The 23,107-nt window shown below is 45.2% G+C and carries 21 protein-coding genes; 10 read left to right on the top strand and 11 right to left on the bottom strand.

Features of this window, described 5'->3' with window-relative positions; all coding sequences use genetic code 11:
• Position 1: 1 nt before the first annotated feature.
• Entirely contained in the window at positions 2-1,141 is a 1,140-nt protein-coding gene (locus AK966_RS07270) for an exonuclease SbcCD subunit D (RefSeq protein WP_119463834.1), read from the bottom strand.
• Positions 1,142-2,077: 936 nt separating this feature from the next.
• Here AK966_RS07270 and AK966_RS07260 point away from each other — a divergent pair.
• Entirely contained in the window at positions 2,078-2,797 is a 720-nt protein-coding gene (locus tag AK966_RS07260; protein ID WP_119463833.1) for an isoprenylcysteine carboxylmethyltransferase family protein, read from the top strand.
• A gap of 38 nt (positions 2,798-2,835) precedes the next feature.
• Here AK966_RS07260 and AK966_RS07255 read toward each other — a convergent pair whose 3' ends face one another.
• The gene (locus tag AK966_RS07255; RefSeq protein WP_099077830.1) at positions 2,836-3,111 is read right to left on the bottom strand and encodes a nitrogenase-stabilizing/protective protein NifW; all 276 of its coding nucleotides are present in this window, start codon (positions 3,109-3,111) and stop codon (positions 2,836-2,838) included.
• A 159-nt stretch (positions 3,112-3,270) separates the two neighbouring features.
• Entirely contained in the window at positions 3,271-4,809 is a 1,539-nt protein-coding gene (locus tag AK966_RS07250) for a glutamate synthase-related protein (RefSeq protein ID WP_119463832.1), read from the bottom strand.
• Between the two features lie 129 nt (positions 4,810-4,938).
• On the opposite strand from AK966_RS07250, the gene AK966_RS07245 reads away from it, so the two are divergent.
• Together AK966_RS07245 and AK966_RS07240 are read left to right on the top strand one after the other, a co-directional pair.
• Positions 4,939-5,418 (top strand): aminoacyl-tRNA deacylase, encoded by a 480-nt coding sequence (locus tag AK966_RS07245; RefSeq protein WP_099077832.1) that lies wholly within the window; start codon positions 4,939-4,941, stop codon positions 5,416-5,418.
• Positions 5,419-6,051: 633 nt separating this feature from the next.
• Positions 6,052-6,594, top strand: a complete 543-nt coding sequence (locus tag AK966_RS07240) for an outer membrane protein transport protein (protein WP_259343745.1) — start codon at positions 6,052-6,054, stop codon at positions 6,592-6,594.
• A gap of 164 nt (positions 6,595-6,758) precedes the next feature.
• Here AK966_RS07240 and AK966_RS07235 read toward each other — a convergent pair whose 3' ends face one another.
• Complete coding sequence (locus AK966_RS07235) at positions 6,759-8,171, bottom strand: coniferyl aldehyde dehydrogenase (protein ID WP_119463831.1); 1,413 nt, start codon at positions 8,169-8,171, stop codon at positions 6,759-6,761.
• 158 nt (positions 8,172-8,329) lie between these two features.
• On the bottom strand, positions 8,330-8,782 hold the full coding sequence (locus tag AK966_RS07230) for an NUDIX pyrophosphatase (RefSeq protein ID WP_119463830.1): 453 nt from the start codon (positions 8,780-8,782) through the stop codon (positions 8,330-8,332).
• A 147-nt stretch (positions 8,783-8,929) separates the two neighbouring features.
• Here AK966_RS07230 and AK966_RS07225 point away from each other — a divergent pair, with 147 nt between their 5' ends.
• Positions 8,930-9,829, top strand: coding sequence for a DMT family transporter (locus AK966_RS07225; protein WP_119463829.1), 900 nt, complete (start codon positions 8,930-8,932; stop codon positions 9,827-9,829).
• Between the two features lie 74 nt (positions 9,830-9,903).
• Here the strand turns inward: AK966_RS07225 and AK966_RS07220 are convergent, their stop codons facing one another.
• On the bottom strand, positions 9,904-10,218 hold the full coding sequence (locus AK966_RS07220) for a multidrug efflux SMR transporter (protein WP_119463828.1): 315 nt from the start codon (positions 10,216-10,218) through the stop codon (positions 9,904-9,906).
• A 367-nt stretch (positions 10,219-10,585) separates the two neighbouring features.
• Here AK966_RS07220 and AK966_RS07215 point away from each other — a divergent pair, with 367 nt between their 5' ends.
• A complete protein-coding gene (locus AK966_RS07215) occupies positions 10,586-11,950 on the top strand; it encodes an endonuclease/exonuclease/phosphatase family protein (RefSeq protein ID WP_119463827.1) in 1,365 nt (454 codons plus the stop codon).
• A 78-nt stretch (positions 11,951-12,028) separates the two neighbouring features.
• Here the strand turns inward: AK966_RS07215 and AK966_RS07210 are convergent, their stop codons facing one another.
• The 3 genes from AK966_RS07210 to AK966_RS07200 all read right to left on the bottom strand — a co-directional run bounded on the left by AK966_RS07210 (position 12,029) and on the right by AK966_RS07200 (position 14,554).
• On the bottom strand, positions 12,029-12,568 hold the full coding sequence (locus AK966_RS07210; RefSeq protein WP_182852616.1) for a phosphatase PAP2 family protein: 540 nt from the start codon (positions 12,566-12,568) through the stop codon (positions 12,029-12,031).
• 275 nt (positions 12,569-12,843) lie between these two features.
• Positions 12,844-13,749, bottom strand: a complete 906-nt coding sequence (gene rarD / locus AK966_RS07205) for an EamA family transporter RarD (RefSeq protein ID WP_099077838.1) — start codon at positions 13,747-13,749, stop codon at positions 12,844-12,846.
• A gap of 82 nt (positions 13,750-13,831) precedes the next feature.
• Positions 13,832-14,554, bottom strand: a complete 723-nt coding sequence (locus AK966_RS07200) for a sulfite exporter TauE/SafE family protein (protein WP_099077839.1) — start codon at positions 14,552-14,554, stop codon at positions 13,832-13,834.
• Between the two features lie 339 nt (positions 14,555-14,893).
• On the opposite strand from AK966_RS07200, the gene AK966_RS07195 reads away from it, so the two are divergent.
• Positions 14,894-15,424 carry a type II secretion system protein gene (locus tag AK966_RS07195; protein ID WP_099077840.1) on the top strand — a complete coding sequence of 177 codons (531 nt, stop codon included), beginning with the start codon at positions 14,894-14,896 and terminating at the stop codon, positions 15,422-15,424.
• Positions 15,425-15,471: 47 nt separating this feature from the next.
• Here the strand turns inward: AK966_RS07195 and AK966_RS07190 are convergent, their stop codons facing one another.
• The gene (locus AK966_RS07190) at positions 15,472-16,452 is read right to left on the bottom strand and encodes a chemotaxis protein (RefSeq protein ID WP_099077841.1); all 981 of its coding nucleotides are present in this window, start codon (positions 16,450-16,452) and stop codon (positions 15,472-15,474) included.
• A gap of 259 nt (positions 16,453-16,711) precedes the next feature.
• Positions 16,712-17,434 (bottom strand): nitroreductase family protein, encoded by a 723-nt coding sequence (locus AK966_RS07180; protein ID WP_099077842.1) that lies wholly within the window; start codon positions 17,432-17,434, stop codon positions 16,712-16,714.
• Between the two features lie 223 nt (positions 17,435-17,657).
• Between AK966_RS07180 and acsA the strand changes: the two genes are divergently transcribed.
• The 4 genes from acsA to AK966_RS07160 are packed head-to-tail and all read left to right on the top strand — an operon-like array spanning position 17,658 to position 23,062.
• Positions 17,658-19,388 carry an acetate--CoA ligase gene (gene acsA, locus AK966_RS07175; protein WP_119463825.1) on the top strand — a complete coding sequence of 577 codons (1,731 nt, stop codon included), beginning with the start codon at positions 17,658-17,660 and terminating at the stop codon, positions 19,386-19,388.
• On the top strand, positions 19,385-21,412 hold the full coding sequence (gene pdhA / locus AK966_RS07170; protein WP_119463824.1) for a pyruvate dehydrogenase (acetyl-transferring) E1 component subunit alpha: 2,028 nt from the start codon (positions 19,385-19,387) through the stop codon (positions 21,410-21,412). The genes acsA and pdhA overlap by 4 nt, the downstream gene beginning before the upstream one ends.
• The gene (locus AK966_RS07165) at positions 21,405-22,820 is read left to right on the top strand and encodes a dihydrolipoamide acetyltransferase family protein (protein WP_119463823.1); all 1,416 of its coding nucleotides are present in this window, start codon (positions 21,405-21,407) and stop codon (positions 22,818-22,820) included. Before pdhA ends, AK966_RS07165 begins: the two co-directional genes overlap by 8 nt.
• The gene (locus AK966_RS07160; RefSeq protein ID WP_099077846.1) at positions 22,817-23,062 is read left to right on the top strand and encodes an acyl carrier protein; all 246 of its coding nucleotides are present in this window, start codon (positions 22,817-22,819) and stop codon (positions 23,060-23,062) included. The genes AK966_RS07165 and AK966_RS07160 overlap by 4 nt, the downstream gene beginning before the upstream one ends.
• Positions 23,063-23,107: the final 45 nt, after the last annotated feature.

Genomic DNA, 23,107 nt, shown 5'->3' with positions numbered 1-23,107 from the left:
CTTACTGAGCTTGCTGAGAAAGTTGTTTGATGATGTCGCTGATCGCTTGATCTTGTTCTTGCGATAATTGGCTGTCTTGCGCTTCCGTAAAAAAGTCTCGGAACATATCTATCTCACTTCTCGCCAATTTCGCTTGCGCCATCTCTTGTTCAACACCAATCAACATCCCAGGCTTTTCTAGGTGCAAAACATTTGGGTAAACAGCACGTAGCTTTTCCATGGGATTTAAAATCGCATGCTTATCCATTAAGCGCACCAGCAAGTAGTCTTCGTTTTTCGGATCCGTTTTACCTTGCTCTATCACTTGTTCAAGTTCACCTTCAATGATTCGCATTTCATGAGGCGCAGTGAGTTCGACATGTTCTGCCGAGACAAAACCGTTTTGGTCGATTTCCACCAGCGTGAAACCTTTCTTTTGGTTCTGCTCACCAAAGCTGTATTTCATCAATGAACCAGAATAACGAATGTACTCTTCGCCTTTTTTCTGTGGCTGATGCAAGTGCCCCAACGCCACATAATCGAAGTTAAGGAAGTGCTCGTGACTGACGCGGTCGGAACCACCAATCGACAGTGGACGCTCAGAGTCTGACTCCATTGCGCCATCCACAAAACAGTGGCTTACTAACACGTTGCGTTGCTCTGGGTTGAATTGTTCTGTGATTTTCTCGGCGAGAAGTTTATGTGCTTGGTCGTGCGTCGAAATTGGTTCTTGGTAAGCAAAACGAACTTGCTCAGGATCGTTATAAGGCATGCCGTAAAAAGCTACCTTTCCAGCCGATTTCGTTTCGATAACGACTGGCGTCAGCATATCTTCAAAGTTACTAATGATATGCAACCCCGCTGTTTTCATTTGCTCTGAACCAAAGCCCAATCGCTCAGCACCATCATGGTTACCGGAGATCAAAATCATGGGCGTGTTTAACTCACCGCAGATTCGCTTCACCACGCGGTTTAGTAGCTCAATGGCAATAGTCGGTGGAACTGAGCGATCGTAGATATCGCCGGCAACCACCACCGTATCTACAGGATTGCTTTCGATATATTGGATTAACTGTTCAAGAGCCGCTTGCTGATCGTCAAGCAAAGAGACGTTATGAAACTGTCGGCCAAGGTGCCAATCTGAGGTATGGATAAACTTCATTCGAATTCACTTTCTGCCATCTACATGGCGCTGTCTTATTATCCCCCTAGGATATCGTGAGTTCGTAAGCTTTTCATGTGGTTTATGTTACTAATCGCACAAGTAAGGACGAGCAATGAAAAAGGTCAATGAACTGTTTAAGCGAGCAGAACAGGTGTCTAAACAAATTTAGCGACGGTTAACAAAGACGGTTAACAAATAAGGGGCATCTCGCCCCTATACTCAATATATGCAACGACAGACTTGCAATTATGCAATTTGATTACTATTTTTAATCTAAATTGTCCGAGCCTGCGTAGTTTGGATACTATTTCAGTTAAGGCTAATATCACAAACAATCCAAAACTTAGCCTTATTAATCAATAAAATAAATTAGCAACCAACACCTTTGCTTTCGCTTGTATAGGGATTTTACGATGAAGCCCAGTAGATTTAAAAACTTGCTCAGCACTCTGCAAGATTTAACGCCAACACAAAAGAGATACCTAATTAACCAAACGAAATTGGCGCTTGAGGATGAGCCTAACAACATGAGTCCTAATGAGATACTGACCAGAGAAGAGTTAGATGCATTGCTACAACCTCCCCCTGAGATCCATACAAAATAAGTTGTCCATCGCTACCTCATCTGACTAGGCAGAACATGATAGGCCGATCATTCAAATCGGCTATCTCCACTCCTCACTGACGACATCATCTTATACGTTGTATCAACACCGTCCTGCCTGCCGCAAATGTCTAGTCCCCCCTTACACTGACACTGTCTATGAAGTGCCTTAAGTCATCTAATGCTTCACTGTGTGTTTCGGTAATGAACGATCTAACCTGTTAGAAGGAGGAGGCTAGGATCAGATAAGCACCACTTCTTTCAGCCCCCCTGAACTGATAGTTAAGCGCGCACGCAAATCGATTTTATTTTAAGGAAGGGAATGTGGAATGTCATCAAAGACGGTTAATGAACAAGCAACCCAAACCGTTTCCCTGCGCCAGTGGCTCAGGTTAATTACGGTGTATCTCTTGATCCCACTGATCCTATTTATCTGTGGTGGCGACATCGGCTGGTTGCAGGCATGGTTATTTTTAATGCTGTTCTTAGCTGAGGGAGTTGCTAGTCGTATGTGGGCAGAGCAACGACATCCCGGATTAACAGCTGAAAGACAGAATATTGAAAACATCCAAAATGCAAAAGCTTGGGACAAAGTACTTGCACCGCTGATGGCGGTGAGTATCACATTTCCTATGACCATTGTGGCAGGGCTAGACCACCGTTATAACTGGTCTTCTGAATTTCCACTATGGCTCATCGCGACTGGCTTCACTCTGATCTCGCTCGGTTATACTTTCTCCGCATGGGCATTGGCAGAGAATCGCTTTTTCTCCAGCGTGGTACGTATCCAGACTGATCGAGGGCATACGGTGTGTGACAGCGGCCCATACCGCTTTGTGCGGCATCCGGGTTATGCAGGGAATCTCGTTGCACTGTTCGGTATTGTTCTTGCCCTAAGTTCTGTATGGACTCTGATTCCAGCAATAGTGGCATCCATCATCACTGTGATCAGAACCACACTTGAAGATCAAACTCTACAAGAAGAGTTGCCGGGGTATCGTGACTATGTACAACGTGTGCGCTATCGGTTAGTCCCATGGGTATACTAAGAAGCTTCACTACGTTAAACGGTGTTCTGCATCTTAGGTTAGCGTCTCTGACACGAGGTACAGCCCCGGCAGGCAGAGCGAGTAATTTTATCTAATTGATTTCGCTGCACTTTACAGTAGGCATTTTTCAACGCACGCCGCGCTGAAAACCAATCATCCGGCTTAGTCAAAATCAAATAGCCATTAAAGCGCTTAACAAGTTCAACACGATGCGTGTTAATAAAGCGGCTATCAAAACTCATGTCGAAATAATCTAAAGCTTCCTCTATGCAAGAAAAACTCGCAATTTTGGCTTGGATATCATTGGTGGTCATATAAAAACAACAGCGACAAATTTTCAGTCATTTTAATATCAATGCGCCCTACCTTCTTTGACATCGCACCTATCAAAGCGAGTTACTTGTATACCAGTTACTGGGTGAGCAATTCGAACACAAATGTCATATCGATCTCGTAAAGGGTCTGCGCGCGCATCACTCGTTTACCCCCGAATATTTAACGCCCGATAGCTTCGCCATATCCCGATTCCAGGTAGATAAATCATTCAGGTTAAATTGACTCAATGAGTGATGACCACACGCTCTTGCCATCACTTGCATCATCTCAACGGATGCAGCAAAGAAGTTGTTTAGCTGATGAGAAGCTTTATCGACGTTTAAACGCTGCCTTAAATCGGCTTTCTGCGTGGCAATACCGGCAGGACAATTGTTGGTATTACAAATCCTAGCAGCGACACACCCTATGGATTGCATCGCGCTGTTAGAAATCGCCACACCGTCAGCTCCTAATGCCATGGCTTTGACAAAATCCATCGGCACACGTAAGCCCCCAGTGACAATTAACGTGACACTGTCACCTACACCTTGTGCATCGAGATACCGTCTCGCTCTTGCAAGTGCCGGTATCGTTGGAACACTAATATGATCACGGAACATTGCAGGAGCCGCTCCCGTACCACCGCCTCTGCCATCAAGAATGATGTAATCCGCACTCGCGTCAAGCGCAAACTGAATGTCTTCTTCAATATGGTTCGCACTCAATTTAAAACCGATGGGAATACCGCCCGTGATTTCACGTACTCGGTCAGCAAACTTTTTGAAATCTTGCGCGGTGTGGAGATCTTTAAATGTCGGGGGAGAGATGGCGGACTGCCCTTCAGGTATACCCCGTACCTGAGAAATTCTCCCTACGTTTTTGTTGCCTGGAAGATGGCCACCTGTCCCTGTTTTCGCCCCTTGCCCACCTTTGAAGTGGAACGCTTGCACATTGACGAGCTTGGATTCATCGTAGCCAAACTGAGCACTCGCAAGTTCATAGAAATAACGCGAATTGGCTTGTTGCTCTTCAGGTAACATCCCTCCTTCACCGGAACAAATACCCGTTCCGGCTAATTCCGCGCCTTTTGCGAGTGACACTTTCGCTTCTTCGGAGAGTGAGCCAAAGCTCATATCAGACACAAATAAAGGAATGTTCAGTACCAATGGCTTTTTCGCTTTTGGGCCAATAACAAGCTCCGTCGCTACAGGTACCTCTTCCATCAAGGGTTTTGTCGCCATTTGAGCGACCATGACTTGTAAGTCATCCCAATGTGGTAATAAATGTCTTGGAACGCCCATTGACGTCATTGGGCCATGATGCCCCAATTTAGACAACCCTTCTCTTGCTAATTGGTGGATAAACTCAACAGTGGGTTCTTCTTGAGTCGCGATTGCAATTGGGCTCGAATGGTCACCTGATTTTATTTCAGGCCCTTCCTGACCAACTTGATCCGTCGAAAATTGCTTGTGGCTACCATCACAAAATGGAGCGTCGGCCGTATATTTACACTGACACAGCCACGCTTCTTCGTCTTTTTCGGCAATAAAGTCCATGGGTTTAAATCCGGTTCCAACATGAGACCCGTCACAGAAAGGCTGTGTTTTTGATTTTCCACATCGGCAGTAGGAATACTCCTCACCTTGTTTTAACTCAACTTTTATCGGTTTGTTATCCGCAATCACTGGTTTACGCATATTGGTTTCCTCTTATCACATCCTGTTCTTCACGAGCTTTCAGTAATCGTAGAACAGTATCTTTGTTACGCCAGTATTCCTTAGAGTCACCTATACTATGTTATGGGGCTCAAACCGATGGAGGCGACTATGCCTATTTCTAACCGACTCGACCACTATTTGACTGAACACCATATTCATTTTCAGACCGTTAATCACAGCCACAGTCACAGTTCACTGCAAAGTGGCGTTGCTGCAGGTGTCCCACTTAACAATTTGGCCAAAGGGGTGATTTTAGAAGATCATCAAGGTCGTCATGTAATGGCAGTATTGCCTGCCAACAATAAAATCAGTTTATCTCGACTCAATGATGAATTTAATGCGACATTTCATCTCGTGAAGGAGCGCGAGGTTTACCGTATGTTCACTGATTGCGAAAACGGAGCCATTCCGCCTGTGGGTAGCGCTTATCATATATTAACGGTTTGTGATGAGGTATTAGGCAACTTAGATTATGTTTACCTCGAAGCGGGTGACCACGAAACCTTAATCAAACTCGATAAAGAGGCCTTTAAAGAGTTGATGGGGGAAAGCCGTTATTTACGCTTTAGTAGTGAAGTGTTCCATTAATCAAGCTTAGGCTCTTGTTTATCCACTCAAGTCACCTTGAGATGCTTGGGTATGACAACAAAACAAGAGCCTTTATCCTTCCTCAAGTTCAAGCCTCGTCATTCAGCCCACACCGCATATTGCGCAGTTGTAACATCATTGTTGGACAACCATTCAATATATCGCCGTAGATACAATTAATCTTAAGTAAAAACTCTAATTGAAAAATTATTTTAGCGCGGTTTCACCTAGGGTAAGCACATTTCAACACACTAGCGAACGATCAACGCGAAAAATTATTAAACATCCGTTTTAAACATACGTACTAACTTCTAGCTTCCTCAAAGTCACGTTCTATTAACATGCAGCCACCAACCCAACCTTCTCCCTCAAACAGCCACTAAGGTTCCTCGACCTATTCCGAACACAAGAAAACATCATATTCATAATCATTACATATACTTAGCAGCATTAATATTAGTCATGCTGTATATGAGACTGGTGTGACAATTTCAAAAAATCAACATTACACAATTGTTAAATGGATTTATGTTTTAGGTGGTGCCCTTTCCTAAATCATTTGAGTTCGATCTAGTTTTGTGAGCACTTTAATAAAGAACGCATCCTAAAAAAACACATGGAGTTTAGAGTGATATGAAGACAAGGAATGCAAAAATCGTTCTTGCGATATCTATAGTACTAAGCTCACCTAACTTATATGCCGCAGGATTTCAGTTATCTGAACACTCCGCAGCTGGTTTAGGTCGAGCCAACGCAGGTGAAGCCGCTATTGCCGATGGAGCGTCAGTGGTTGCTCATAACGCTGCTGCCATCACGATGTTTCAATCTTATGAGTTATCTGTTGGCGCATCCTATATCATGCCGGAAGTACGAGTGACGGGTAATGGTGAGTCAGATTCGTTTAATAACCTACTCACTAACAACGACGTAGTCGATAACGTCATCGTCCCTTCGTTTTATATTGCTGCACCAATTAATGATTCTTGGTCATGGGGCTTAGGCATATTTACCGATTTTGGATTAGCGACCGAATACCCGGATGATTACCTTGCAGGGCCGATTGGTGGGGAAACCAGTTTAGAGAACGTCATTTTTAATCCTGCCATTGCCTACCGTATCAATGACAACTTCAGCGTAGGTGGTGGTGGCAGAGCTTGGACGCCACGTGGTGCATGATGAAGGGGTTCAGCTCATCGCTGACTGGATTAACTCCATCGATACCACTGGCTGGAGCTGTGTAGAATAAGTCAATCGACGGTCACTCGCGTAGATGGTGACCGTTCGCTCGACTAAAAAAACCGCCTGATTAGGCGGTTTCCTTTTTTGAAATAGTGCGTTATCTAACGAATGAAAAACTTTTGTAACGCTTTAATCGCTATACCGCGACGTTCCATAAGCAAGCTAACACGTGGTAGCCAAGTTGGCGTATGAAACACCGTCTTTGCATGACTAAAGGTTCTAAAGCCCTCTTCACCATGATAATGCCCCAGTCCCGATTCACCAATACCACCAAATGGTGCATCTTCGGCACCAACATGCAAAATCGTGTCATTAATACCAACGCCCCCACTGTGGGTGTTATGTACAATATGCTCAATCGTACCTTTGTCCTCTGTCATAATGTAGAGCGCCAGAGGGCGTTGATTCCGATTGATGTATTCAAGCACCTCAGCCATGTCGTTATAAGGCTTAATTGGCATCAGTGGACCAAAAATCTCCTCTTGCATCACGACCATGTCTGACGACACATTGGTTAACAAATGAGGATACAGACAACGGCCTTGCACCGTTGGCTCCGCCACGGAATGAACATCGGCCCCTTTTGCTTTCGCATCTTCTAATACCGCTTTCAGGCGATCGTATTGACGCTGATTAATGATATGAGAGAAGCCCTGCTCTTGCTCACCATTGATGTACAACGCTTCAAAACGCTTAAGAAACAACGACACAAACTCATCCACTTTGTGTTGTGGCACAAAGGCGTAATCTGGCGCGACACATATTTGCCCTGCGTTAATGCACTTACCAAATAAAATTGCATCGACGGCTTTATTCAAGTTTGCATCATCCGCCACAATAACTGGGGACTTGCCGCCAAGTTCTAACGTCACAGGGGTTAAGTTTTCAGCGGCGGCTTTGGCGACCGCTCGACCCACGTTCGTCGAACCAGTAAACAATAAATGATCAAACGGCAATTTACTGAACGCTTGAGCCACGTCGGCTTCACCTTCCACCACCTCGACATCTTCAGGCAATGCACGGCAAATCTCTGCGATAACCTTATTGGTCTCTGGCGTGAACTCACTTAACTTCATCATCACACGGTTACCCGCAGCAAGTGCCGTGACTAATGGCGATAAGCTCAAAATAACCGGGAAGTTCCACGGTGAAATAATACCAACTACCCCCACTGGCTGATACTCAACCGAGACTTTGGACGGCGCCATGAGTAAACCGGCATGGCGACGGCTTGGCTTACACCATCTGTTTAGGCGTTTTAAGGTGTAGTTGATTTGAGAAATCGTTGGTAGAACATCGGTCATTGCCGTATCAAATTCTGAGCGATAACCAAAATCAGCGCTCAATGCATCGACGAGCACTTGCTGATTATCCAGGATAGTTTGCTTGAGGAGAGCAAGCTTTTGCTTTCTCACGTCAATACTTGGGTAAGGCTCAACATTGTAGGCTGCCTTAAGCTTATCCAGTGTCTTACGTAATGAGTAGCCAACTTCGATGTCTACTATCGCATTCATGATCATTCTCCTCATGCACCTGAATACCGTTAATGCCGTGCTTTCGCCTTAACGTTAACATAAATGCAACACGCTTACTATTATCGTATCGATGAAGTTAGAGTTGCAGCTCGGATCTTATTCCATTAATGCATGAACCTAACAGCAACCGAGTAAAATTATATCTGACTGATAAGCGTAAATTGTGTCGGAACGCTTTCAACATAATATTTCCATACATGTTCATAGAGATGATGTTGGTTTGCAAAAGGCGTAAGCTGTTTGGCTTCTGCTAGCGTACACCATCGGTAATCAGTGTGTTCGTGATTAAGCGTAACATGTTGTTCTGGTTTACAAAAAATGACAAAGCAAGGAATAACCATGATTCGATTTTTGTGCGCCTCATAAAACTGCTCCAAAAAATCAGCACTATGAAGCTCTACCCCTTCGATTTTCGTTTCCTCTTTCAATTCTCGAATGAGTGTTTGCCAACCCGTTTCCCCTTTTTCAATACCACCAGCAACATGACACCAATACCCTCCTTTGACACGCTTAAGTAACAGCATCTTTTTTACACCATCAAATTCGGAAATTACGACGCCAGACACGTGCGTGGCTTGTATAGGTATCATACACTTCTCCTTATGCAATTCTTTATCCCTAGGACGTTGTCAGTGTATCTTGTATAAATTAGAGAAATAACCATATTTACAACATGCTGATCTATTTGACCATTTTGTATGCTAAAGTCCGATCTTCCGCAATAAACGAACTGTACGATGCCTAATTCACTGAACTCTATGATTCCCATTGGCGTACGCTTTATGGTGCTATCAGCCTTTGGCTTTGCGCTTATGTCTGCGACTGTCAAACACGTTAGTTTACACGGTATCCCCGTTTTTGAAATTGTTGCAGCTAGGGCGCTGGTTTCATTAGTCATCAGCTACCTAGATGTAAAGAGAAAACGCATTTCAGTGTGGGGGAACAACAAAGCACTATTGTTTGCTCGTGGTGCGGTTGGCACTATGGCCCTGATGTGTGTCTATTACTCTGTAACGACCTTACCTTTGGCAGAAGCAACCATTTTTCAATATATCCACCCTGTTTTTACCGCTGTGCTTGCGATGTTCTTTCTTAAAGAGCGCATCCAGTTTTCTACACTAGTATGCATCGTCCTTTGTGTGTTAGGGGTATATGTGATCGTGAAACCTGAAACAAGTGCCGGCACTGAACATGTGCTCCCTATGTTTAGCGTAATGATCGCGCTATTAGGTGCGTTTGGTAGCTCAATCGCGTACGTTATTGTCCGAAAGTTGAGTCAAACTGAAGACAGTTCGGTGATTATTTTCTATTTCCCGCTGGTAGCATTGCCTGCGTCCATTGTTTTAATGGGTGGTCAATTTGTCATTCCGAATCTGTATCTTACTATGATGCTTGTGCTCGTTGGCGTGTTCACTCAAATTGGTCAACTTGGGTTAACCAAAGCAATGCAGACTCAAGAAGCCGGCAAAGCATCTGCTTACTCGTATGTCCAAATCATATTCTCTGTACTGCTAGGGATCCTATTCTTTGGTGAGTTACCGTCCGCTTGGACTTACTTAGGGGGAGCACTGATTGTTACAGGCGCGCTTGTCAACGTATTTGGACAGCACTTAAAGTTGCCATTTATCAAACGCTAACAAGGCAAGCTCCTACATTGAAATGCGAAAAGCCAGAGTCAGACTCTGGCTTTTATTTATCGGTGATTGAGACCTTAAGCCGCATACTTTAAGCCCGCAATACCGGCAACAATCAGCAACAAACTGATAAGCTTGATTAACGTTGCTGGCTCATTAAATAAATAGATACTGGCAATAGCAGTTCCTATCGCACCAATACCAACCCAAACTCCATAAGCAACACCTAGCGGTAACGTTCTAAGCGCTATACCCAGTAACCAGAAGCTTAAACACATAAATCCAATAGTGAATGCTGATGGTGCTAGCTTAGTAAAACCTTCCGTGTATTTGAGCCCAACTGCCCATGCGACTTCACATAGTCCAGCAAGAAAAAGAATTGCCCAAGCCATTGAGAGATTCCAAATGATTGGGGTCGTCCCCAATTGTGATAAGAGCGGTGAGGTCGTCCTCACTTCTATTGGTGTTTTAGTATAAAGAAAATCTCCGACTACTAAAACTCGGATTGATAATGAACAAAATCCGTCCACATCGGACCATACAAAATATAAATCTAAAACAATTAAATAAAATAGACATCATTATTTAACAGTTTAATTATAACCTTCTGGTGTTGAAAATGATGCGTTTATTGCACAAATCACACAAAATCTGTGCATTTGTGTAAGCAGGCAATCGTTTGTGTGATAGGGATCACTTACAAAAATTACTGATAACTTTAGTATTTTCGCGAACCCAATTATAAGGTATTGCATACTAATGAAATACATCAAAACCCCTCTTGCTCTTCTAATCGGCGCTGCGCTACTGACTGGCTGTAACGACGACACTGAATACGTAGATGTTCAACCTAAAGAAGTAAAGATCGCCACTTATAACCTCTCTTTTGATCGCAGTACTTTTGAAGATCTTGTTGCAGAAATGCAAGTTGAACCAGCCAAACAAACTGAACTTGTCACCGCTTACCTTGACGGCACAATCGCGGACGCAGACAAAACAATGGCTGAAAAAGTCATTCAAATTCGTAACGTTGCAGCCATCATTCAAAAAAACCGTCCAGATGTTCTTATGATGGCGGAATTCAACAATGATGGTACTGGAGAAGATAAAGTCGCACTGGAAGGTTTCCAGAAAAACTACCTATCTATAGCACAAAGCCTTGAAGGTGCAGGTGGCGAAGCGAATCTAGACCCAATCGAATATCCTTACACCGAGTCTTACTCAACAAACACGGGCTTAAACAGCGGTCTTGATCTAGACAACAACGGTACTGCAGGTCAGCTACCGGGTGATGCTTGGGGCTTTGGTTTCTACCACGGTCAATACGCGTTCGCATTGATGTCTAAGTACAAAATTGACACAGAAAACACACGTACTTTCCAAGAATTCAAATGGAAAGACATGGAAGGCGCAAAAATCCCAACCATTACGATCTGTGACGGTTCACAAACCATTCCTAAGGACATGCAGTGTGGTGATGAATGGTACACCGCTGAAGAGTGGGATCTTGTTCGTCTGTCTTCTAAAAACCACGTAGATGCCCCAATTATCATCCCTACTGAGAAAGGTGATGAAGTAGTTCATCTGTTGATGTCTCACCCTACTCCACCAGTATTCGATCCAGGCAAAAACAAAGCACAAAATGGTGCTGAAGTTGCGTTTTGGCATCACTACGTTCAAGGTAAAGAGTACTTCTACGATGACGCAGGCAACAAAGGTGGCTTAGCTGAAGGTGCGAAGTTTGTGATGATGGGTGACCAGAACCTTGATCCACTGGATGGCGATGGCTTCAGTGAAATCATGCAAGACTTCCACAATGACCCCTTGGTAAACCAAGATGTGATGAATGGTGAGCTTTATCCAACGAGCTATGGTGCAGCCGAGCATGCTGTGGACAAAAACTCAACACATCCAATTCCAAACCGCATTACGTCTACATTCGGCCTTGGTGTTGACTATGCGATGCCATCAGCAAACCTAAACGTGGCTGATTCTGGTGTTTACTGGGCAGCGTCATATGAAGAAGGTCGTAAGCTGTTTAACGACGATCGCATCGGTAAGTACGGCAATGGCAAAGATGTCTCTTCAGACCACCGTATGATTTGGATTAAAGCTCAGTTCTAAAGACTGCGCATAGAAAAGAAAATGATAAAACAGGAGCCTCGGGTATGCCGAGGCTCTTTTGATCGTGGTCGCAGAAGTTTACCAATGATAAGTCAGCAATACACCCACATCTTCACTGCTTACCCACGGTAAAAGCTGAACATTTTCATCATAAGCATCGGTGAGGACATAGGCGCTCAGCGTACCTAAAGCTGCACCAGCAAGAACGTCACGCCAATAGTGTTTTTTCGCTTCCACACGCCCTACACCCACCAGTGCTGCAACGCCATAAGCTGGCAAGCCCGCCTCCCAACCATAGCGTAAGTATAAATTTGTTGCCGAAGCGAAAGCATTGGCTGTATGGTTAGAAGGAAAACTGTCGTTACCACTTTTGTCAGGTCGCTCCGCATCAATTGACACCTTACCGATTAAGCCTATTCCCGATGCAGTACCGATACTAAATCCCGCTTGCCAAAAGCCTTCCCAATCACCTTTATATGCAGGTACCGCGGCCGCCGTTGCAACCAAGCCATAAGCTCCGATATCGGTAAGTACGTCCCAATCTTTTTCACTCATCGCATGCACGGAATGAGAACCAAACAAAGATATCACACCAACCAAACGTACAATTTTCTTCATTAATACAACCAACTAGATGACAAATGCGCATGAAAGCTATCACAGCTATCGCGTTTGTTCGAATGAGAACTGTAACAATTTAAGTGTGAAGCGACTGTGAATAGACGTGAGTTAATGCAGAAATACATATAAACAGCAGTGAGTGATGAAGAGTTGAGATGACTGGTTAAGCACAACGATTTACTATGGTTTGCTCGCTAAATCACGCGCTAGGTTCAGCGAGAATGACTTGGTTTGAAGGCGAGGCAACAATTTGAAGATCTAGTGGTTCTAAATCAAATTGGCTGAGAAGTGAGTTTTTTACGCTTGGCTCGTATCGCAACACCTTCGACAACGGTGAATAGCAGACCAACCCAGATGAAAGCAAAGGTCACAGCTTTCACACCATCAAACAGCTCACCAAAGAAAACAACCGCCAATACAAACTGCAGGCTTGGTTCAATGTATTGCATTAAACCTACCGTCGATAAGCTGGTGATACGAATTGCAATGGAGTAAAAAATCAGCGGCAAAATGGTCACCGGAGCACTACCCAAATACAACATAAAGGTAGCAGCATCGACCGTTGAAGCGAGCTCTCCAACCGTCCATTGCTTAACAAATAGATAACCACAAGCGAATGGCATTAATACGAACGCCTCAATAAACAGCGTCGTGCTCCAGCTATAGTTAATCTTCTTTTTAAAAAGCCCATATAGAGAAAAAAACAAACCCATGGTCAACGCAACCATTGGTAGCTCACCATAGTGGATCACTTGGTACAAGACGCCGATGGCTGCCAATAGAATCCCAAGAAACTTGCCTTTCGATAGCTTATCACCAAGAACGAAAACACCTAACGCAACAGAAATCAAAGGGCCAATGAAAAAACCTAAGCTTGCATCGATCACTCTGTGATTTGTCAGCGCCCATGTAAATGCGACCCAAGAGATACACATCAAGCTACTTGCCACGAAAGCATACCCAAGTGACTTTTTGTCTTGCCAAATTTCAGCCCAGTTTGGCCAATGTCGAGTCATCATCAACACTAGAAGAAGGCCTACAGGCACAGAGCCAATAATTCTTAACGCTAACAGCTCATCCATTGCCGCATTCGGTAAATAACGATAATAAATCGGCAGTAATCCCCAAATAACGAAAGATAGCGCCGCCATAAAATTGCCGTAACGACTGTTGTTCATAACTAACTCAGCACATAAAAAGTGACGCGATTCTATAGGGCGCATTTGTTTTGTAAAGTGCTTTTACAACGCAACCTTACAACTACACAGCAAACCCCTGAATGACCGCCGTCAAGCCACTAACAAAACACAGAGTAAGCGCGCCAAAACGAATTTTCTCCTTCGGTAAAGACTGTGTCGTTTTTATCGCCAGCCAATACCCGAACGCTGCACTTGGCAACAACGGAAGAGTGATAAGCAAATGGTGCAGATTGAAAAAACCTGCCGGTATTTGAATCACCAAGGAGATGATAGAGCTGAATACAAAAAACGCCGAAAGGTTACCACGTAACTGATTGGCTTCTTGATGCTGAAGAAGCAGCGCCATCGGAGGCCCGCCTATCGCAGAGCTCGTACCGAACAATCCTGAAAAAAAGCCCGCAACCGTCATCCGTCCGGGTGTCGGCTCAATACGAAACGGCAGCACACTTACCGTAACTGCGAACAATACAAGAAAACCGATCCATAACGTCAACGCTTCTGTAGAAACAAAAAACAGCAGTACCCCACCCGCAATTGAGCCTGGAACCCGGCCTATCAATGCCATTTTCAAACCGCCAATCTCGACACTGCTTCGATGTTTCATCGCATTCATTAAAGAGATAAACAGCGCCACCAAACAGATCGGAGCTGGGACGTACTCAGGCGCCCAAAGTATCAGTAAAGGAGCAGCAACGATCGCTAGCCCAAAGCCAATGGCCGTTTGTACATAAGACCCAAGAAATATCAGCCCCATCGCGAGCAATTGTGTCGAATCGAATTCCATCAATATGATTCTTATCGTTAGTGTAGAAGTAAGAAAATTATATAGGTAGGACGCATCATTTATGGCCCCGCGTAGGATTGACCAATGCGGTGAAAAACACAATCAAAATATGCCAAGAATTAAGCTTCTCGGGTTCATTCTCTGCTACTTTTAAATTTATACAGAACTGAAACCATGCATTAACAATCTTTACACTATCTCAATGAGATATGCTGCAGTATAAATCCATGTATGTATCGCAAGGTATCATTCCTCGCCCTTTTGTAAGCTAGATCAATCTGTCGAACCAAAAATCGCAACGATGACAGACTAATATAGCAACCACCGTGTAGGAAATATATGAACAGAAAATCAGGTTTCACCTTAATAGAGCTTGTTGTGGTTATTGTCATACTCGGCATTTTGGCTATCGTGGCTGCACCACGTTTTCTAAATATTCAAGATGATGTTCGTGAAGCGCGTTTGGAAGGAATGAAGGGAGCAATTGAGTCTGGCTTAGCAATGGGGTATGGGAAAATGGCAATTGCTAGGTTAGAAGATAGAAGTTATGTAGCAAATTTTAAGACGGATTACCCTGAAGCTGACCTACCATTTGATGGTTGTCAGATCGACGGCCCAAAAAAGTGTGTTTTTCTGTATGGCTACCCAGATTCAGATAGCGAATCAATGAAACTTGTTGTGCAAGGACTGAATGAAAATGGTTCAGATTGGAAAACAATCTACCACCCTGAGGGTTCTACAACCCGAGAAATGGTCATCGCCGCTGCGGACGAAACAAGAGCAAGTCTAACGCAATGCGGTATCCTTTATGGACCACCTCAAAACGCGAATGAGAGTTACACGTTAGAAATCCTTCCTTGCCCAGAATAAACAAGAAGGCTGCCGATCGGCAGCCTTCTTCAATGCTATGAAATCTATTACGCAAATTTAAACACGTACTTATCCATCATGTTCACCATACGGCCAATCTCCGGCTTGGTGATGGTATCATTCGCGCCAAGCGACAGTGCTTTTTCTCGGTTGTCTTCACTCATCAGTGAGGAGAACATCACAATCGGTGTCTGTTTGTATGCTTCTGTATCGCGGAGTCTTTTCACTAGGTGCATACCATCCATACGCGGCATTTCCACATCCGTTACGACCGCATCAAGCAACTCATGAACAGGCAAGTTTTCGTCTTTCGCCACTTCAATCAGATTCATCAGTTTCTCGTAAGCTTCACCACCATCTTTACAGGTGATCACGTTATAACCTGCCGAAGCCAGAGTATCCTGAATCAAAGAGCGAATGAAAGCAGAGTCATCCACGACCATTATCGTCTTCGCATTACGCTTTCCAACCATACGTTGGTTCAAATCAACCGACTTATCACCTGTGACGTCGTATTTTTCCATACTCAGTTCAGGGTTAATGTCAGCAATGATTTTTTCAAAGTCGAGAATCATGATCAAATTGCCATCTTTACGAACCACGGCAACCACACAGTCTTGCTCACCTGCCTCTAGGAATTGGCTTGGTGATTCAACATCATTCCACGAGATACGGTGAATACGCGAAATACTGTCAATTAAGAAACCATTAGTCATCTTATTAAAGTCAGTAACGATAACAAATTTCCGCTCTAAATCGCGGCGTGTCGGCACACCTAACCAACCCGCAAGATCCACTAACGGCGTCAGTACTTCACGAGAAGAAAAAACACCAACCATATGAGGCTGTGCATTCGGATAATCAGTGGTTTCTGGTACACGAATCACTTCGCGCACTTTCGCGACGTTAATCCCGTAATAACATGTTTTAGTGCTGCCATCTGGCAAGTGTTTTTCTAGGTGAAACTCAATGATTTCAAGCTCATTGGTGCCACTTTCAGTCAAAATACTGCTGGTTACGTTACTCATAAACCCAATTATCCAAAATACGCATCAAGATTTAACTCAATGCAATGCCACAGAGAATCACTTCACAGGCAAAAAATCCAAGAGTCCTTTTGTAGTCACTGAGACATAATTTGTAAATAATCAAAAGGATACTAACCACACATTTCTATATCAAATGCTGAAACTCAGTCTAACATTTGAACAAAATATGCTCGAACACTCAGCGTGTAAGCTAGCTCAGTACTTTTAACGGCAACAAAGGCAAATAGTTTAGCCGCAATTAGTGTTTTTTTATTATGGTTTCATTATCGACACGGTTACGCTTACCATAGACCCCTTCTTCACCTCTTATACCACAACTGATCACCATGGTAATCTGGTCACTATCACGCAATCCTAATAACGTTTTAACGCGTTTTGAGTCAAAACCTTCCATTGGACACGTGTCATAACCTTTATCACGCATGGCATACATGAAAGTCATGGCTGCCAAAGAGACGCTTTTATGTAAACAGACTCGAACATCCGTTTTACTGACTTCTCTCACCATGGGTTTGGCCCGGCCCAACCACCAGCTGTAGATCTTACGCACCACGCCACGTAAACCCAACCTGTCGTTGTTATAAACCATTGGGATCAATTTTTCGTAGTATTTAAGAGCGCGCTTAGCCGCAGCGTCGTTACGGCCAGTGAAAGCCTGACGTACAATCTCTGCGTTGCGCTGGGCTCGCTCTTCCCAGTTATGAGTCGTCACAACAAATACAACCAGTTCATTTGCTGTTGTTGCGGCATTCTGTCCCATACAGTACTTCGCAAGTTTGGTTCGCTTTTCAGGTGAAATAACACGATGAAATTCCCACATCTGCATGTTACTGCTGTTTGGGCTCAACGTTGCAAGCTCAAGCGCAGCGGCAACGTCGTCGTGATTAAACTCAGCATTCGCATCGTACTTTCTTACTGAACGACGAGTATGCACAATGGACTCAAAAGAAGAAAAACTCATGATAGGCCTAATACAATAAAAAAGGTGATCTTCACTTATTGGCCACCTCCCTGCAAGAAATTCCCACCTTAGAACAAGCAAAGCGTGAGTAACTCGCCGATACCAAGGGCTAAATATGCTCACTAACTTAATTCCACTATGGAAAAGTCACGCCTATAAACCATACTTTGACCAAGGGTATGCCCCTTTCTGGGTATTCATTACTTTGGGCAGGACGCCACATATGGTCAAGACAATCTTTCATCAAGAGCTCGCCGACAATGCGAACTTCCACATTGATTCGCCAGTGCTCCCTCCCCCTTCGCCAAAAGGGTTGATAGAAGGGGGGTTGAACATGGGTTATGAATCATTAGATAGCCACCTTGGGCACTCAATACAAAACAAATTGGCGCTTCGCTGGATCAGCAAAGATGATCGTATCATTGATTTCAGTTATCTCGAACTGTGCCAACAAACCAATTGCTTTTCAGACGTGCTTGCGCAATTGGGTTTACCTCGCGGAAGCCGAGTGTTCACTCTCGCGGGTCGCCGGCCAGAGCTTTACATTGCCGCACTCGGTACGCTCAAAGCCGGTTGTATTTTTACGCCGCTCTTTTCTGCTTTTGGCCCTGAGCCTATCCGTTCTCGTATGGAAATTGGTAGCGCAAATCTGATCGTCACCACCTGCAGTTTATACCGAAAAAAACTCAAAAGTTGGTGGCGTGACCTACCCCATCTCAAAGCAGTATTACTCATTGATGGAAATCCTGACGATGAGCCCGGTTGCTACGATTACCAAACATTGATGGCAAGTGCTAGCGTTGAGAAACACTGTGAATCCACCCAAGCGGAAGAGATGGCACTGCTGCATTTCACCAGCGGCACAACAGGCAAACCTAAAGGCGTCATTCATGTTCATGAAGCGGTAAAACATCACATTTCCTCAGCGTATTACGCATTAGATCTTAAACCTAATGACATCTATTGGTGTACAGCCGATCCGGGATGGGTAACTGGCACAACTTACGGCATTATCGCCCCATTGTGCCTTGGTGTGACAATGATCGTTGATGAAGCCGAATTTGATGCACAGCGCTGGTATCAGATCTTACAAGACCAGCACGTAACGGTATGGTACACCGCCCCAACCGCTATCCGCATGCTGATGAAGGTTGGTGATAAATTGCCCAAGCAATTCGATCTTTCTCGCTTACGCTTTATGGCAAGTGTCGGTGAGCCATTGAATCCTGAAGCGGTCGAATGGGGAGAAAACGTTTTTGGCATGCCGTTTCATGACAATTGGTGGCAAACCGAAACTGGCGGCATCATGATCGCGAACCTTCCAAGTCAACCAATCAAACCCGGTTCAATGGGCAAACCGCTCCCCGGCATTGAGGCGGCAATCATTAACTCAAGCAGCAGTGGAGAGTTCCAAATCGAAACACAGCCGATGCAGGTGGGTGAACTGGCACTAAAAACGGGATGGCCTTCAATGTTTCGAGGCTACCTCAATCAAGAAGAAAAATATCAATCTTGCTTTACCGGACAATGGTATCTCAGCGGTGATTTAGCCATGCAAGATGAAGATGGTTATGTGTGGTTCGTCGGCCGCAAAGATGACCTGATCAAATCCTCCGGTCATTTGATCGGTCCTTTCGAAGTAGAAAGCGTGTTAATGGAGCACCCTTGTGTGGCTGAGGCTGGCGTCATCGGAGTACCTGACCCAGTAGCCGGACAAATCGTCAAAGCGTTTGTTGCTCTCAAACCCGATATCACTGCAGATGAAGCACTACAACAGTCATTGCTTGGTTTGGCAAGAAAACGACTTGGCGCAGCCGTCGCACCAAAAGAAATCGAATTTCGTCGCAACTTACCCAAAACCCGCAGTGGAAAAATCATGCGCCGGTTATTAAAAGCCCGCGAGCTTGGTCTTCCCGAAGGAGATATTTCGACCTTGGAGAGCGATGAACAATGAATAAGAGACTGCATATCAATCGTCAGCATTTGCTCGAACAGCTTGAGAAAATGCTTCGTATTCGCCGCTTTGAAGAAAAATGTGCCGAGCTCTACGCGCAAGAGAAAATTCGCGGCTTTCTTCATCTTTACATCGGTGAAGAAGCCATCGCCGTCGGCGTTATGTCTGCTCTGACTCAAAACGATCAAATTGTCGCAACCTATCGCGAGCATGGTCATGCGCTCGCACGAGGCATGGATATGGGGAGCATATTGGCAGAGATGTATGGCCGAAGTAACGGTTGCAGTCGTGGTCGTGGTGGCTCAATGCATTTATTTGATAAGAATCTGCACTTCTACGGTGGGAATGCCATTGTGGGAGGCGGACTACCGTTGGCGACAGGGCTCGCAATGGCCAATAAAAAAATGCAACGGGATGCTATCGCGGTTTGCTTTTTTGGTGAGGGTGCCGTTGCCGAAGGTGAATTCCATGAAAGCCTTAATTTAGCTGCGCTGTGGCAACTTCCTGTACTATTTATCTGTGAAAATAATCGCTATGCGATGGGCACTGCACTCGCCTTATCAGAGTCGGAAACCAACATCGCTCAGAAAGCCAGTGGTTATGGTATAGAGGCTTGTCAGGTCGATGGCATGAATGTGGTTGATGTAGAAGCGGCCGCCTCTACCGCCGTTGATTTTATCCGTCAGCAACAGCGCCCATATTTCATCGAATGCCAGACCTACCGCTTTCGTGGCCATTCCAGTTTTGATAACCAGTTGTATCGAGATAAAAGTGAAATTTTACTTTGGGAAGAAAAAGGCCCAGTCAAACAATTGATCCAATGGTTACAAGAAAACAGTCACTTCCAGAACCAAGAGCTCTCAGATATTGAAGCGAAAATTGCTCAAGAGATCAGCGATGCTATCGCCTTCGCCGAAGACGGAGAGTTGGAACCAATAGCGCAGCTTACTCGTTTTGTACATAGCCCGCTAAGCCAACCGCCACCGACACCCATACCGTCGAGCCAAACACCGACTACGCTCACCTATCGAGAGGCCTTACGCGAAGGCATGAAAGATGCGCTAATGCATGATTCACGCACCTTCCTAATGGGGGAAGATGTCGGGCGTTATGGCGGTTGCTACGCGGTCAGCAAAGGCTTACTTGAGCAATTTGGCTCTGAACGGATCATTGATACGCCCCTTTGCGAATCGGGCTTTGTTGGTGTAGGGATTGGCGCGGCTCTTGGAGGAATGCGCCCTATCGTCGAAGTTATGACGGTCAATTTTAGTCTACTCGCGATGGATCAAATTATTAATACCGCCGCCACCTTATTACATATGTCCGGTGGTCAATTCAATGTTCCTATTGTGATTCGTATGGCTTGTGGCGCGGGCAAGCAACTGGCGGCCCAGCACTCACACAGTTGGGAAAACTTCTACGCTCATGTTCCGGGGCTAAAGGTACTCAGCCCAGCCACACAGAATGATGCTCGCTACATGCTCAGTCAGGCCATGATTGACCCGGATCCGGTGTTAATTTTCGAGCATGTCATGCTGCTAAATGAAGAAGGGATGGTCAGTGACAAACCCGATGCACCGATGAACCAAGCGCTTGTTCGCCGAGCCGGTAACGATGTCACTCTTATTACCTATGGGGGTAGCTTAGGTAAAACGTTACAGGCCGCGAAACAGCTTGAGGCAGAAAGCATTGATGCCGAGGTGGTGGATCTTCGCACACTGAGACCACTCGATATCGACACCATAATTGCCAGCGTAAATAAAACTCACCGAGCGGTCATCATTGATGAAGGTTGGTTTACCGGGAGCCATGCCGGAGAAATCAGCGCAATCATTATGGAAAAAGCGTTTTGGCAACTTGATGCTCCCGTCGAGCGAGTGTGTACCGAAGAAGTGCCGATTCCTTATCCTCACCATCTAGAACAAGCCGCAATTCCGCAAAGCGACAACATCATCGCCGCGGCCAAGGCTACGTTGATAGCGCCGGACTGGCAAACCGATGGAGGGAAATCCGACAATGGATAACCATGCCCCGAGCCCTTCTTTGATTGACATCACCATGCCTGCATTAGGTGCCGATATGCGGGACGGCACTCTGCTTGAATGGCTCATCAAGCCCGGTGACAATGTAGAAAAGGGCGATATTATTGCGGTCATCGAAACCAGCAAAGGCGCGATTGATATGGAGACCTACCACAATGGTACGATCTCTGAATTATTGGTAGAGCCAGAAATCAAGCTGCCCGTCGGTAGTGTCATGGCACGTATGGAAAGCGACAGTCCCACAAGTGAAGCATTAAACGAACACGCACTGAGAACACCCACTCAAGAAGACAAGGTATCCGATTCCTCATTTACCTATGAAGAGCCAGCACATGAGGCGCTGCCAATACAAGAGCGCGTATCGAACACTACCAACAACACTCTAAATTCTCCAGAAATAGAACCCGATGAGACACCATTCCCCCCTTACATTCCCCCGAGAAAACTTCGCGCGACTCACAGCAATTTAGATAGTCTAGTTCCCACAACGAACGAACAAGAGCGAAGTAGACCTGAACCTCAACCTCACCAAAAGCAAAAGCAAAAGCAAAGAGTGTTCGCTTCCCCCATTGTTCGAAAAACGGCTTTTCGCTTAGGGATCGCTCTCTCTTCCTTAACGGGAAGTGGACCAAAAGGCGCTATTGTGCTTCGAGACCTACTCTCTCATTTAGACTCAAGTGATGCAAAAACTCTGCGTAAATCCGAAACGAAAAACGCAGCGTCAGCCGCTTCAACCATGCGCCAAGCGATCAGCGACGCAATGACACGTTCGAAACAAGAGATCCCTCACTATTACCTTGCGCAGGAAATCAACCTCACTCACGCACAGAAATGGCTCACGCAACAGAATCAACAACGCGAACCTGAACAACGTTTATTGCTCCCTGCCTTATTGCTCACCGCGATAGCGCGTCAACTGGTCCGTTTTCCTCAACTCAACGGGTTTTATCATGACGGGTGCTTTACTCCCTCCACCAATATCAACATCGCAAACACCATCAGCCTTCGTGAAGGTGGTCTTGTCACTCCTGCCATTCTTAAAGCCGATCAACTCAGCATCCAGCAAGTCATGGATTCACTACGGGATATCACTGAGCGCGGTAGGCATGGCCGATTACGCAGTTCCGAAATCAGCCAAGGCAGCATTACCGTCACCAGTATTGGTGAGCGCGGTGCCGATATGCTAACTGGTGTGATTTACCCACCTCAAGTCGCAATCATCGGTTTAGGCCGGCTAAGAAAAGCCCCAATTATAAACAACGATAAACTTGAAATTGGTGAAGTGATGACCGTTACTCTTGCAGCGGATCATCGTGTAAGTGATGGGATCAGTGGAGCTCGTTTTCTGCACGCACTCGCCAAACAACTCCAACATCCAGAGGCATTATGAATAACGACACTATCACAGCCAGCATTGCACAAGCGCTTTCCCGCATCGCGCCAGAAATAGAAATTGATGACATCGACATTAATGAAGATCTGCGTGAGGAGTGTGATCTCGACTCCATGGACTTTCTAAACCTGCTTACTTCAATTAAGCAAAGCACGGGGGTGAGCATCCCGGAAAGCGATTACGCCAAGGTACGCAGTTACAACCAATTACAACAATATTTGCAGATGCATATTCAGTAAAACAGAACTCACTCTTAAATACCCATCCTAATTTAGTCAGCCAAG

It is taken from the genome of Vibrio sp. PID23_8 (assembly GCF_003584965.1).
Lineage (GTDB): Bacteria > Pseudomonadota > Gammaproteobacteria > Enterobacterales > Vibrionaceae > Vibrio.
The sequence above is the reverse complement of the archived record's forward strand: the minus strand, read 5'-3'. Positions and strand labels throughout refer to the sequence as shown.